Origin of the sequence: Propioniciclava tarda, assembly GCF_900182665.1 — a bacterium.
Lineage (GTDB): Bacteria > Actinomycetota > Actinomycetes > Propionibacteriales > Propionibacteriaceae > Propioniciclava > Propioniciclava tarda.
Window position 1 is genome coordinate 59,595 of sequence record NZ_FXTL01000013.1, and the last position, 13,011, is coordinate 72,605.

General features: G+C 70.0%; 12 protein-coding genes. 6 read left to right on the forward strand and 6 right to left on the reverse strand.

Translation table 11 applies throughout. From position 1 onward, the window contains the following. Positions 1 to 76: 76 nt before the first annotated feature. From FN821_RS10355 to hemQ, 3 genes are all read left to right on the forward strand, one after another. Complete coding sequence (locus FN821_RS10355; RefSeq protein WP_165489331.1) at positions 77 to 1,417, forward strand: glutamyl-tRNA reductase; 1,341 nt, start codon at positions 77 to 79, stop codon at positions 1,415 to 1,417. Further along, positions 1,414 to 2,430, forward strand: coding sequence for a ferrochelatase (locus tag FN821_RS14740; RefSeq protein WP_131172517.1), 1,017 nt, complete (start codon positions 1,414 to 1,416; stop codon positions 2,428 to 2,430). The genes FN821_RS10355 and FN821_RS14740 overlap by 4 nt, the downstream gene beginning before the upstream one ends. Positions 2,431 to 2,513: 83 nt before the next feature. Further along, positions 2,514 to 3,263 carry a hydrogen peroxide-dependent heme synthase gene (gene hemQ / locus FN821_RS14745; RefSeq protein WP_241660208.1) on the forward strand — a complete coding sequence of 250 codons (750 nt, stop codon included), beginning with the start codon at positions 2,514 to 2,516 and terminating at the stop codon, positions 3,261 to 3,263. A gap of 6 nt (positions 3,264 to 3,269) precedes the next feature. Here hemQ and FN821_RS10370 read toward each other — a convergent pair whose 3' ends face one another. From FN821_RS10370 to FN821_RS10385, 4 genes are all read right to left on the reverse strand, one after another. Beyond that, complete coding sequence (locus tag FN821_RS10370; RefSeq protein WP_131172515.1) at positions 3,270 to 4,469, reverse strand: benzoate/H(+) symporter BenE family transporter; 1,200 nt, start codon at positions 4,467 to 4,469, stop codon at positions 3,270 to 3,272. A 71-nt stretch (positions 4,470 to 4,540) separates the two neighbouring features. Beyond that, positions 4,541 to 5,140, reverse strand: a complete 600-nt coding sequence (locus tag FN821_RS10375; protein ID WP_131172514.1) for a hypothetical protein — start codon at positions 5,138 to 5,140, stop codon at positions 4,541 to 4,543. 102 nt (positions 5,141 to 5,242) lie between these two features. Beyond that, the gene (locus FN821_RS10380; RefSeq protein ID WP_241660207.1) at positions 5,243 to 6,679 is read right to left on the reverse strand and encodes a threonine ammonia-lyase; all 1,437 of its coding nucleotides are present in this window, start codon (positions 6,677 to 6,679) and stop codon (positions 5,243 to 5,245) included. Between the two features lie 150 nt (positions 6,680 to 6,829). After that, positions 6,830 to 8,191 (reverse strand): DNA recombination protein RmuC, encoded by a 1,362-nt coding sequence (locus FN821_RS10385; RefSeq protein WP_241660206.1) that lies wholly within the window; start codon positions 8,189 to 8,191, stop codon positions 6,830 to 6,832. Between the two features lie 95 nt (positions 8,192 to 8,286). On the opposite strand from FN821_RS10385, the gene FN821_RS10390 reads away from it, so the two are divergent. Next, the gene (locus tag FN821_RS10390; RefSeq protein ID WP_142640451.1) at positions 8,287 to 8,643 is read left to right on the forward strand and encodes an ArsC/Spx/MgsR family protein; all 357 of its coding nucleotides are present in this window, start codon (positions 8,287 to 8,289) and stop codon (positions 8,641 to 8,643) included. Positions 8,644 to 8,646: 3 nt separating this feature from the next. After that, positions 8,647 to 9,894 (forward strand): M18 family aminopeptidase, encoded by a 1,248-nt coding sequence (locus tag FN821_RS10395; RefSeq protein ID WP_142640452.1) that lies wholly within the window; start codon positions 8,647 to 8,649, stop codon positions 9,892 to 9,894. A 93-nt stretch (positions 9,895 to 9,987) separates the two neighbouring features. Here FN821_RS10395 and FN821_RS10400 read toward each other — a convergent pair whose 3' ends face one another. Together FN821_RS10400 and FN821_RS10405 are read right to left on the reverse strand one after the other, a co-directional pair. Further along, positions 9,988 to 10,917 (reverse strand): type IV toxin-antitoxin system AbiEi family antitoxin domain-containing protein, encoded by a 930-nt coding sequence (locus FN821_RS10400; protein ID WP_131172512.1) that lies wholly within the window; start codon positions 10,915 to 10,917, stop codon positions 9,988 to 9,990. 285 nt (positions 10,918 to 11,202) lie between these two features. After that, complete coding sequence (locus FN821_RS10405) at positions 11,203 to 11,820, reverse strand: alpha-ketoglutarate-dependent dioxygenase AlkB (protein ID WP_131172511.1); 618 nt, start codon at positions 11,818 to 11,820, stop codon at positions 11,203 to 11,205. Between the two features lie 88 nt (positions 11,821 to 11,908). Between FN821_RS10405 and ychF the strand changes: the two genes are divergently transcribed. Continuing rightward, positions 11,909 to 12,982 (forward strand): redox-regulated ATPase YchF, encoded by a 1,074-nt coding sequence (ychF, locus tag FN821_RS10410; RefSeq protein WP_131172510.1) that lies wholly within the window; start codon positions 11,909 to 11,911, stop codon positions 12,980 to 12,982. The last annotated feature ends 29 nt before the right edge of the window (positions 12,983 to 13,011 follow it).

The window sequence follows — 13,011 nt, forward strand, 5'->3', positions numbered from 1 at the left end:
CCGGAGGGTATGGTGCGGGGTCGTAGGCAGAAGGTCGGATTGCTCGCCTCCTGAGGATCTATTGAATAGCGACACTGTGGCACTGCACCTCTTTTCGATCCACCACGCTGACCATGGCCTCGCGGCCGTGGAGCGGGTGGCACCGGCGGTCCCCGGCCTGGCGAAGCGGCTAGTCTCGCCCGGGTCCGGCGTCCGCGGAGCCGTCGTGCTGTCCACCTGTAATCGTGTCGAGATCTACCTGGACGCCACCGAAACACCCCGCACGTTGGCGACACTGATTCGCGAAGAGCTGACGAGCCACCTGTTTCTCGGGCGCCATGATGAAATCCAGCTGCGGTCGCGGCATGCCACGGAGGTGCTCTGGCACCTGTTCGAGGTGGGCGCTGGGCTGGATTCGCTGGTCGTCGGCGAGCGCGAGATCGCGGGTCAGCTGAAGCGTGCACTGCAGGCCGCGCGACGCGAGGGGACGGCGTCCTGGCTGCTGTCCGACAGCATCGAACAGGCGCTTCGGACGTCCCGTCGCGTCGCCCATCTGACTCATCTGGCCGCCAACGGGCGTTCGGTGGTCTCGGTCGGGCTCGACCTGCTGCGCCGGGACTGGGCGACCTCGCGCGTCCTGCTGCTGGGCACGGGTGCCTACGCCGGCGCGGTCGTCGCCGATCTGGCGAACAGGGGCTGCCGGGCCATCGCGGTGCACTCGTCTTCCGGACGCGCGGCGGCTTTCGCCGCCTCTCACGGAGTCGCGGCCGTGGACGGCTCCATCGCGGACGCCCTCGCCGCCGCCGACGTCGTGGTCACCTGCCGCGGCGTGGGGACGCCGATCCTGACCGTTGCCGGCGTCGAGGCCGCCATGGCCGGACGCCCCGGGCGCGGCCTGGACGTCGTCGACCTCGCGCTGGCGCGGGACGCCGAGTCCGGCGTCGGGCTCGTGCCCGGCGTCCGACTGGTCGACTTGGCCGTGATCCAACGGCACGTGCCGAACGCGTCCGCCGACGAGGTGACGCACGCCGAGCAGCTGGTCGCCGAGGGCGTCCACGACCTGCTCGCCAAGCTCAACGGACGCCAGCTCGATCCGGCGATCGTGGCCCTGCGCGACAACGTGACGTCGATGGTGGACGACGAAATCGGACGCCTCCCGCAGGGGCGTCCGGTGACCGGTGAAGAAGCCGCCCACGCCCTGCGCCGACTGGCCGCGCGGCTGATCCACGAGCCGTCCGTGCGAGCCCGCAAGGCCGCCGAGCAGGGCCGCGGCGAGACCTACCTGGCCGCGTTGAGCGAGCTGTACGGCATCGAGCCGGACACGTCGGCGTCCTGGGGGTGCGTGGTTGACCCCGACACGCTCGACACCGAACGCTGCCCGATCGTGGGCTACGACCTCACGGATCTCGGCGAGATCCGCCGCCGGGAGGCGATGTGACGTCGCTGGCGCCGTACGACGCCGTGCTGGTGGCCTCGTATGGGGGCCCCGATGGGCCGGACGCCGTCCTGCCGTTCCTGCGCAACGCGACGGCCGGCCGCGGCATCCCGGACGCGCGACTCGCCGAGGTCGGCGCGCACTACGCACTCTTCGGTGGCGTGTCGCCGATCAACGACCGCAACGCTGAACTGGTTGAGGCCCTCGCCGCCGAGCTGGCCGCCCGAGGCGTCCGGCTGCCGGTGGTGGTGGGCAATCGCAACTGGCGTCCGTACGTGGCGGACGCGCTGGTCGAGCTGGCTGACGGCGGCGCCAAGCGGGTGCTGGCGGTGTTCACGTCGGCCTACGGGTCGTCCTCGGGCTGCCGTCAGTACCGCGAGGACATCGAGCGTGCCCTCGCCGCCACCGGCCTGGACCTCGTCGTCGACACCGTCACGCCCTACGCCGAGTCGGCGGGCTTCCTGGCCGCCAACGCCGAGGCGCTCGGTGAGGCATGGGGGGCTGCCGGGGATGGCGTCCGGGTGCTGTTCGTGACGCACTCGATCCCGCTCGGCATGGACGCGGCGTCCGGGCCCGGACCCGAGGGACTGCGTTATGCGGCGACGCATCGCCGGGTGGCTGGCGAGGTGGCGAGACTGGCGGGCTTCGACGGGGACTGGGAGCTCGTCTTTTGCTCGCGGTCGGGTCCGCCGCAGGTGCCGTGGCTCGCGCCCGACGTCAACGACCGGATCCGCGAGTTGGCGGCTTCCGGCGTGACCGACGTCGTCGTCGCGCCCATCGGCTTCGTCAACGACCACATGGAGGTCGTCTACGACCTCGACACCGAGGCGGCGGCGACGGCGTCCGAGGTCGGCGTGCGGCTCGTCCGGGCCGCGACGGCGGGCGTCCGGCCGGCCTTCGTCAGCGGCCTGGTGGACGCCCTCGCCGCCCGCGCAGCGCGGACGCGCGGGGAGGCGTCCGATCCCGAAGGGCGCTGCGGCGACGGCTGTTGCGGCACCGGACGCCCGCGCACGTAGTCTCGGGGGCGGGCATCCCCGCCACCCGGCCCCTGAATCGACCAACGGACGCTTCGGCGTCCGAACCGATGCGAAAGGCTGAGATGAACCACCCGCAAGCCAAGGTGCCCGGAGCTCCCTTCAGTGGCGATCCGCGCGACGTCTATGTCGCGCCCGAGGTCGTCAACACCGGCTCCCACTACGTGATGTACTCGGTGTTCAGCCTGGACGAGGCGCTGCCGACGGACGCCGACGAGCGGTCCTCTTGGGTCGCCGAGGTGGAGGCGGCGGTCGAGGCGTCCGGGGCGAGCGTCCGCGGCTGGTACGACGTCGCCGGCTTCCGGGCGGACGCCGACCTGATGGTCTGGCTGCTCGCCGACGACGCCCGGGTGCTGCAGGCCGCCTACCACGCGCTGCGCGCGACCCGGCTGGGCAGCGTGCTGGTGCCGGTGTGGTCGTGCATCGGGACGCATCGTCCGGCCGAGTTCAACTCGCTGCACACCCCGGGTTGCTTCTCGGGCATCGCGCCGCGGCCGTGGCTGACGGTCTACCCCTTCGTCCGCTCGTACGAGTGGTACTCGCTCGAGCCGGCCAAGCGCAGCCAGATGCTGCGCGACCACGGCCTGGCCGCGCGCGACTTCCCGGACGTGATCGGGTCGACCACCTCGGCGTTCGGGCTCGGCGACTACGAGTTCCTGCTGGCGTTCGAGGCCGACGAGCTGCAGCGGATCGTCGACACCCTGCGCGCCGCGCGAGCCGTCGAGGCCCGGCTGCACGTGCGGGAGGAGACGCCGTTCTACACGGGACCCCGGGTGACGCTCGGGGACTGGGCGGCGAAGCAGCCGCTGGCGTAGCTCTCGTCAGAGGGTCTTACGGACGCGGCGCGACAGCGCCGTCAGCAGTCCGCCGATGACCAAGGCCCAGAACGCCGAGCCGATACCGAAGACCTGAACGCCGGACGCCGCGACCGCCAGGGTGGTGATGGCCGGCAGGCGTTCGGCTTGGTTCTCCAACGCCTGGGACGCCGCGCCGGCGAGGCTGCCGAGCAGCGCGACGCCGGCGAGCCCGGCGAACAGGCCGGGAGGTGCAGCCTGGGCGGCCGCGACCACGAGCTGGGACGTGAGGCCGAACAGCACGTAGCCGATGCCGCAGGTGAGGGCCGCGATCCAGCGGCGGTTCCGGTCCTTGCCGGCCTCCTCGCCGGCGGCGAGGGCCGCGGCGATCGCCGACAGGTTGATGGCGTGGCCGCCGAAGAAGGCGCCCAGCGACGTCGCCGCACCGGTGTAGGCCAGCGCCGGACGCAGCGGCACCTCGTAGCCGAAGCTCTTCATGACCGTGACGCCGGGGATGTTCTGGCTTGTCATCGTGACCAGGTAGAGCGGCAACGCGAGGGCCAGGATCGCCTGCGGGGTGAACGCCGGGCTCACCCAGACCAGCGCGGGCAGGATCGGTGCGCCGGACGCCAGCCCGCCCGACGCGATGGTCTCGATGATGACCACAACGAGGGCCGCGGGGACGGCCCAGCGGGGGATGAGGATGGCGGCGATCGCCCAGACTCCGATCATCGCGCCGATCGGAATCGGGCTCTTCTGTAGGTCGCGGAAGGGGGCCACGCACAGCGTCAGCAGGACGCCCGCGAGCATCGCGTTCGCCACCGAGTTCGGGATGCGTCGGACGGCGGCAGCCAGGGCGGGCACAAAGCCGGTGATGGCCAGCAGGGCGCCCGTGACGATGAACGCGCCGACGGCGACGGCGAAGCCCCCTTGGGGGGCGACACTCGACGCGAGCAGGGCCGCGCCGGGGGTGGACCACGCGATGGTGATGGGCCTCTTGTACGCCAGCGCGAAGATGATGCAGCCGAGGCCCATCGTGACGCTGACCGCCAGCAGTCCGGACGCCGCCTGCGAGGCGTCCGCCCCGACGGCTCGAAGCCCGGCGATGACGACCGCGAAGCTGGACGAGAACCCGACGACGGCGGTGACCACCCCGGCCAGGACGGCGTGGAAGGTGTCGGCCCGTGCGGTGTCCGTGCCCGGCGTGGGATCGGTGGTCGTGGTCACGGTGGCCAACACTAGGCCCAAGCCGCCGGCCGTGGTCGCGCCTGAGCGGGGCCTGTCGAGGGCGACCAGCCTCAGCGGCGAAGGCCGGCGCGGCGCAGCTCCAACGCTGCGAGGCGTCCGATGGCCTCGGCGTCGCCGCGCCGCCAGGCCGAGACGGGGTCGGAGGCGATCAGGGCAAGGTCGGCCGGGGAGCCGTGCGCAAGGGCGCGCAGGGCGAGCAGGTCGACGCCGTTCGGGTCAGCCGCGAGGGCCTTGAGTTGGTGGGTGCGGGTCGCGAAGCGGACGCGTCCGGGCAGCCAGAGCGCGACGGCCAGCAGGGTCGGCATCGCGAAGACGACGAGCCCGACCAGGGTGGCCGTGTTCTCGACGCCGGCGACCTGCTCGGACGCCGACGCGATCAGCCTGCCCAACGTGGACGACATGGCGTCGAAGGGCTGACGGAGTCCGTCGCCGATGGCAACGATGCCGCCGACCTGCTGGGCGGCGTCCGCTAGCTGACGCTGCAGGTCGGACGCCGTCTGTGCCGTCGCGCGTGCCGGGTTGGCGAGGGCTCGGATGGTGGTGTCGGTGAGGCGTCCGACGAACCACCAGGCGACGCTCCAGGCGATGACGAAGGCGTCCGAGGCGACCTGACCGACGAGGCGCCACGAGGGGCGCGCATAGAGCGTCATGGCGCCCATTGTGAGGGCTCAGTGGACCTCGCCGGTGGAGGGGCGGTCGCGATCCCCGGCTGTGAGGCGGTGGACAGGTGGAGTTGAGCGCCGGTGGCCGACCTACACCAGGAAGCGGTAGAAGGGGCTGTCGGGCGAGACGACCTCGACGTTCATGCCGGAGGAGTCCATGCGATCGAGCAACCCGGAGTAGGTGGACGGGTCGCCCAGCTCGATGCCGACGAGGGCCGGCCCGAGATCGCGGTTGGAGCGCTTGACGTACTCGAACAGCGTGATGTCGTCGTCCGGGCCGAGCACGTCGTCGAGGAAGCGGCGCAGGGCGCCCGGCTCCTGGGGGAAGTTGACGAGGAAGTAGTGCTTACGTCCCTGATAGACGAGCGAGCGTTCGACGATCTCGGAGTAGCGCGAGACGTCGTTGTTGCCGCCCGAGACCACGGCGACGATGCGTTCGCCCGGGGTCGGTTGGTAAAGTCCGAGGGACGCCGTGGCGAGCGCGCCGGCGGGCTCGGCGATGATGCCCTCAGTTTGGTAGAGCGCGAGCATCTCGGAGCAGATGCGTCCCTCGGGGACCGTGACCATGCGCGGCGCGTGGCGACGGGCGATGGCGAACGTGTGATCACCTGCGCGGCGGACGGCCGCCCCGTCGACGAAGGTGTCGAGTCGTTGCACGTCGCGGGGGCGTCCGGCGTCGAGGGCCAGGGTCATGCAGGCGGCACCCGCGGGCTCAACGCCCACGACCTTGACGCTCGGGTACCGCTCGGACAGCCACGCCAGGCAGCCCGCTAGCAGCCCACCGCCGCCGACCGGAACCAGCAGCGTGTCGAAGGGGGTCGCATCCGGGGCTGGCTGGTCTGTGGACTCGTGCGGTGTGGGGTGATTGCCCCGTTCGGCTGACCACACCGGGTCGGCTTTCGGGTCCGCGGTGGCCGTGGGGGCGCCCCCCGACTGAGCCGTGCCCGCGTCGGTGCGAGTCGAGTCGGATTCGTCCTTCCCGCTCGATCTGACGTCGATCCTCCAGCTGACCTGGAGCGCCTCGAGCTGATCGACGATCTCGCGGGCGATCGTGCCCTGGCCGGCGATCGTGCGCGGATCGTCGAAGGCCGGCACCAACGTCGCCCCGGACTCAAGCGCGGCCGCCTTCGCCGCCGCGGACGCCTCGTCATAGGAGTCCCCGACGACCACCAGGTCGACGAAGGACCCGCCCAGCTGGGTCATCCGGTCGCGTTTCTGGCGGGGGGTCGTGGTCGGCACGTAGATGCGTCCAGCGATGCCCAACTGCGCGCAGGCCATCGCGACCCCCTGACCGTGGTTGCCGGCCGACGCGCAGACCACCCCGGCGGCCCGCTCGGCCGCGGACAGTTGGGCGATCAGGTTGTACGCCCCCCGGATCTTGTAGGACCGCACGGGCTGCAGGTCCTCGCGCTTCAGCCAGACCTCGGCCCCGAACTCGGCCGACAGGCGGTCGCACCGTTGCAGAGGCGTCTGCCGAATCACCCCGTCAAGGCGCGCGGCGGCGGCGTCCACGTCTGATGCGATCACGCTGCGAGACGGATCCGGGCGTGCGGTGCTGGAAGTCACCCGCCCATCTTGGACCCTGCCACCGCGTCCGGCCACCTGCGCCGCTAGCCCTTACCGGCGGCGCGAGCAGGTGGGCTGTCCGGTCGAGGCGGCCGGCAGTCAGCCTCGGGCTCAGCCAGCCTCGCGTTCGTGCTCCCTCCACCCAGCGAGACGCTCACCTCCCTCCTCGTCCAACAGTTCGTCCAGGGCGGGCTGCTGCCGCACCAGCTCCTCCGCTTCAGGCAAGCGGGGCACTCGCTCCTCGGCGTCCGCGGCGAGTTCGGGAGCCGTCACGGGCCGCGCGACCTCCTCCACGCCCGTCGGAGCGATCAGGTCGGCGTCGGTCAGTTGCAGGTCGCGGAGCCGGCGTCCGCTCACCAGAACCCGTGACTCGAGCGAACCCAGAGCGACGTTGTATGCGCGCACCGCCCCGTTCAGCGACCGGCCGAGCTTGTCGAAGTGGCTGCCAAGGGTGGCGAGCCGGTCGTACAGCTCGCGTCCGAGGGCGAAGACTTCCGCCGTCGACTCGGCCAGCGCGGCCTGGCGCCAGCCGTAGGCCACGGCTCGCAACAGCGCGATCAGGGTGGTGGGGGTCGCGATGACCACGTTCTTGCCAGCGGCGTACTCGTGCAGGTCAGGCAGCTGCGCGGCGGCCTCGGCTGCCAGGGCCTCGCTGGGGATGAACAACACGACGAACTCGGGCGTTGAGGGGCTGGCCCGGAAGTAGTGCTTGGAGCTGAGCTGGTCGACGTGGGTGCGGACGTTGCGCCCGAAAGCCGCGAGACTCTCGGCCCGCTCGCGCTCATCATCCCGATCGTGACCGTCCAGGAACGCGGCCAGCGGCACCTTGCTGTCGACGTACACGAACCGTCCGCCCGACAGCAGCACCTTCATGTCCGGGCGGATGGCGCGATCGTCCGACGTCGCCGTCTGCTGGGTGACGAAGTCAACGTGATCGAGCATGCCGGCCAACTCGGCCACGCGACGCAGCTGCAGCTCACCCCAGGCCCCTCGGACCTGCGGCTTCCGCAGCGCCGTCGCCAACGACGCCGTCTCGCGGCGTAGTGCCTCGCCGGTCGCCTTCACCGCCTGAACCTGCGCGCTCAGATCCGCCGCCTGCCCCGATCTGAGTCGCTCGACATCGGCCAGGCGGGCATTCAGTTGATCAAGGCCCTGCCTCACGGGCGCGAGCAACTGGTCGGTCGCCCGATGCCGGATCTCGGCCCCCTCATCCGAACGTCGCGCCTGCGCCTCCGCCGTCTCGCGGGCCAGCACCTTGAACTCGTTGACCATCGCCTCGCGAGCCTCCGCGATCTCGTCGGCGCGGGCCCGTGCTTGGTCGCGGTCGTGACGGGCGGCGTCCAGCTGGGCCCGCAGTGACGACTCGCGCGCGACGGAGGAGTCGGCGCGGGCACGCCCGACGACCCATGCGGCCGCTGCGCCGAGGGCGATGCCGATGACCAAGCCGATCGCCAAGGTGAGGATCATGTCCATGACGACGAGTCTGGCGGGCGCCTCCGACAGTTTTCGACGGAGGTTGTCGCGATGCCCGAGATGAGATTGTCAGCGGTGCGTCATAGGGTGCGCTCATGGCTGACGTGACGATCTTCCACAACCCGCGCTGCTCGACCTCGGTCGCCGCCCTGGACGCCGCCGCTGCGGCCGGCGTCGCGGTCGACGTGGTGCAGTACCTCAAGACGCCTCTGGACGCCGACGGCGTCCGGGCTCTCTTGGCGAAGCTCGAGGACGCGCCGACCGATCTCGTGCGGCGCGACCCGAACTTCGCCCGCCTCGGGCTCACCGACGCCGACGTCGCCACCGCAGACCAGGTCGTCGAGGTCCTAGCAGCGCATCCCGAGGTCATGCAGCGGCCCGTGCTGGTCAAAGGCGATCGGGCCATCATCGGACGCCCCAAGGGCCGCGTCCCCGAGTTTCTGGCCGACTAGGCCATGGACACCATCGCCGACCTGATCTCGTTCGTCGAGGCGTCCCCGTCGTCGTACCACGCCGCGGCCGAGGTGGCCCTGCGGCTGAGCGCCGCCGGCTACATCGAGCAGCGCGAGGACGCCCCCTGGGACGCCTCGCCGGGGGGCCACTTCGTCGTCCGCGACGGGGCGGTGGTGGCGTGGCGCGTGCCGGCGGGGGAGGCGTCCGGGTTCAGGATCGTCGGCGCCCACACCGACTCGCCGGGTTTCAAGCTGAAGCCGCGTCCGACGACAGGCAATGCCGGCTGGCAGCAGGCGGGCATGGAGGTCTACGGGGGTCCGCTCTTCAACTCGTGGCTCGATCGCGAGTTCGGGCTGGCCGGCCGGCTGGTGTTGCGCGACGGCCGCGTGGCGCTGGTCTCGACGCCCGCCTGGCTGCGGATTCCGCAACTCGCTCCGCATCTGGACCGCTCGGTCAACGACGGGTTGCGACTCGACAAGCAGGCGCACCTGATGCCCGTCTTCTCGGTGGGAAGCCCCGGCCTGGAGTTGATGAGTCTGGTCGCGAAAGTGGCCGGGGTCTCGGTGGACGACATCGCCGGCCATGACCTCTACGCGGCGGTTGTAGAGCGTCCGGAGGTCTTCGGTCCGGACGGTGAGTTTCTGGCGTCCGGACGCCTCGACAACCTGTCCTCCGTGCACGCGGGGCTCTTGGCGATACTGGCGTCGCCGGACGCGTCCACTGTCAACGTGCTGGCCTGCTTCGACCACGAGGAGGTCGGCTCGGGTTCACGCTCCGGCGCGGCCGGCCCCCTGCTGGAGCAGGTGTTGCTGCGCATCGCGGAGTCGCTGGGCCGCACCGGCGACGCCTACCAGCGGCTGCTCGCGGCGTCCTCGTGCATCTCGGCCGACGCGGGCCATGCGGTGCATCCCAACTATGCCGGGCTGCACGACCCCGACCATCGGCCCTTGCTGAACGCTGGTCCGCTGCTCAAGATCAACGCGAACCTGCGCTACACGACAGACGCGGCGTCGTCGGCGGTGTGGGCTCGGGCGTGCCAGGCCGCTGGGGTGGCGATGCAGTACTTCGTCTCGAACAACGCGGTGCCCTGCGGATCGACGATCGGCCCGATGACGGCGGAGCGGCTGGGCATCGTGACCTGCGACGTCGGGATTCCGTTGCTCAGCATGCACTCGACGCGTGAGCTGGCCGGCACCAGGGATCCGGGCTGGTTCGTCGGAGCCCTGACGGCCTATTACGCGGGAGCCTGACCCGGGGTAGGACGCGACGCGCGCGTTGATGGCGGACTTGTTGTTGCTGGGCAACAGCAACTCCGCCACTTAGGGCCCCGAGCTGTTGGGGAGTCAGCCGAGTGGCATTCGCCGGCAGTGAGGGCACGTCGTGATCGGTTGGACGCGACCGAGTCGCGCCAGCGCCTGCCCCACCAGGCGGGCAGTTTCGCATGCTCCGGGGCCAACATGGGGAAACCCGAAACGTAGCGTCGGGACGCCGGTGAGCACGTGGTCGTTATCGCGGTTCATGTCGTCGAATGACACGGCGCCCGAGTGGTAGCGCTGGCCGTCCAGCTCGACAAGCAGGCCCTCCTTGTATCGGACGTCGCATAGGCGACCGGAGCCGTCCGACCACTGGCGCTCGCCGATCGGTAGGCCATGTGCCCGCTCGACCTTCGTGAGGTAGCGGTGCTCCAAGGGGCTACGAACACCTGCGCGCACGTCATCTGTCATGTCCTGGATGAGTTGTCGTTTGGGTTGGCGAGGCCGGGATCGGAGAGCTTGAGCGATCCGCTGAGAGCTCGTTCGCCGCGAACCGATGGCGTCGGCGACGAGTCGGCACATCGCGTCGCCGGAGATCCGCGGTGCCAGATCCAGGATCGTGTCCTCGACTCGTGTCCGGGCCAGCACGCCGACACCGCGCCGCACCCCTCGGATGAAGGAGAAGCCGTCGACAGGACCCGGCCAAGCGTGGCGACCAACCCAGACTTCGACGTCCTTCGGCTCGGGCCAAAGTTGGTGCAGATGGGCTGCAGACGCAAACCCCAGCACCGCCTGATCACCACCGAGGAGCACCCCGGTCCAGGCGCGGAGCAGCCATGTGTCCAGAGGGCTGTCGGTATAGATACCGCGAGCGACGCTCCGGAGCGCCCCGGTCTCTAGGAGTCTCCGTAGCTGTTCGGCTGAGATGCCGTGGTTGAGAGCTTGCTCGCGCTTAACAACGCGCCCTTGCGCGTGTAGGAGCGGGCCCAGGCCTTGGGTGAGGAATCGACTCGGGATCACGCCTACACATTGGGTGGGAAAGGATCGATTTCGTCAGGCGGAGCGAATCTGTGGATCAGTCGCGCCACGCGCACGGATCGCACACGGTTTCAGTTGCCGCCGAACCCAGCTGGGCTCTGGGCAACGCACCGACGCGCTTTGCTGGCGGAGTTGCTGTTCCCTGACAACTGCAACTCCGCCAGCATCGTGCGTTCGTACGTGGCAGCCTTCGGTATCGGCCTGACCATGTGAGGTAGGCGACGTTCGCGGCAGCCGTTGAATCCGTGATCACCGCTGACCACAGCGTCAGCGAACGCCGCGCACCCTGAACTGGATCGAGATTCTGGGGCCGACCGCGGCAGAGGTCTTCGGCACGGCGTGGTCCCAGGTGCGCTGACAGGAGCCGCCCATGACGAGTAAATCGCCGTGCCCGACGGCGAAGCGGTGCAACGTGGGACCACCATCGCGCCGCCGTAGCGCCAACACCCTGGGCGAACCCAACGACAGAATCGCGACCACCGTGTCGACTGTCGACGAGCGCCCGTCCCGATCGCCGTGCCAGGCGACCGAGTCGCGTCCGTCGCGGTACAGACACATGCCGACCGTGACGAAGGGCTCACCCAGCTCCGCCGCATAGTGGCGGCTCAAGGCCACGCGGGCGTCCTCAATCAGACAGTGGGGGAGCGCCTGGCCTTCCGCGTAATGCCGAGTGAGGCGGGGTACGTCCACGACGCGGTCGTACATTGGACGCCGATCCGCGCGCCAGTCGACCGCGGCCAGCAGGTCGTCGAACACCGCGTCCGAGCCGGTGACCCAGCCGGGCTGTACATCGACCCAGGCTCCCAACGTGAGCGGCGTCCGGCGCGGAGCCAGTGCAGACAGAGCTGACGCGTCGGCGTCCAATAGAAGCCCTTGTCTGTGCATGGCGAGAGTCTAGCGAGAAGCAAACAAACGTTCGATATGCTCGCGTGGCAGTCGGCCCGCGCCGCTCAGACCTCTAGACTGCTCCCTCGTGGCACTCACCATCGGAATCGTCGGCCTCCCCAATGCCGGCAAGTCGACCTTGTTCAACGCGCTGACGCGCAACAACGTGCTCGCCGCGAACTATCCGTTCGCGACGATCGAGCCGAACGTGGGCGTCGTGGGCGTCCCGGAGCCCCGCCTTGAGGTGCTGGGAAAGATGTACAGCTCCGAGAAGCTGATCCCGGCGACCGTGTCGTTCGTCGACATCGCGGGCATCGTCAAGGGTGCTTCGCAGGGCGAGGGGATGGGCAACGCGTTCCTCGCGAACATCCGCGAGGCGGACGCGATCTGCCAGGTCACCCGCGTCTTCGTCGACGAGGACGTGACGCACGTCGACGGCCAGGTCAACCCAGGTTCCGACATCGAGACTGTCACGACCGAGCTGATCCTCGCCGACCTGCAGACGCTCGAGAAGGCGCTGCCGCGCGTCGAGAAGGAGGCGCGGATCAAGAAGGAGTCCAAGCCCAAACTGGACGCCATGGTCGCGGCGTCCGAGGTGCTCAACTCGGGGCAGACGATCTACGCGTCCGGCATGGACACCGAGCTGCTACGCGACCTCTTCCTGCTGACCGCGAAGCCCTTCATCTACGTCTTCAACTGCGATCAGGACGAGCTCGCCAACGACGAGCTCAAGGCGCGCATGCGCGCCGTCGTCGCGCCGGCCGAGGCCATCTTCCTGGACGCCAAGTTCGAGTCGGAGTTGGTCGAGATGGACGCCGACGAGGCGCGTGAGTTCCTGGTCGAGATGGGCGTTGAGGAGCCGGGGCTGGATCAGCTGGCGCGGGTCGGCTACGCCACCTTGGGCCTGCAGAGCTACCTGACGGCGGGTCCCAAGGAGTCGCGGGCGTGGACGATCCGCAAGGGTGCGACCGCCCCGGAGGCCGCGGGCGTCATTCACACCGACTTCCAGAAGGGCTTCATCAAGGCGCAGATCGTGTCGTTCGACGACCTGGTCGAGCTGGGGTCCGAGGCGGCGGCCAAGGCGGCGGGCAAGATGCGCCTCGAAGGCAAGGACTACGTCATGGCCGACGGCGACGTGGTCGAGTTCCGCTTCAACGTATAAGCCCTCATCGCATCGGAAAGCGGCCTGTG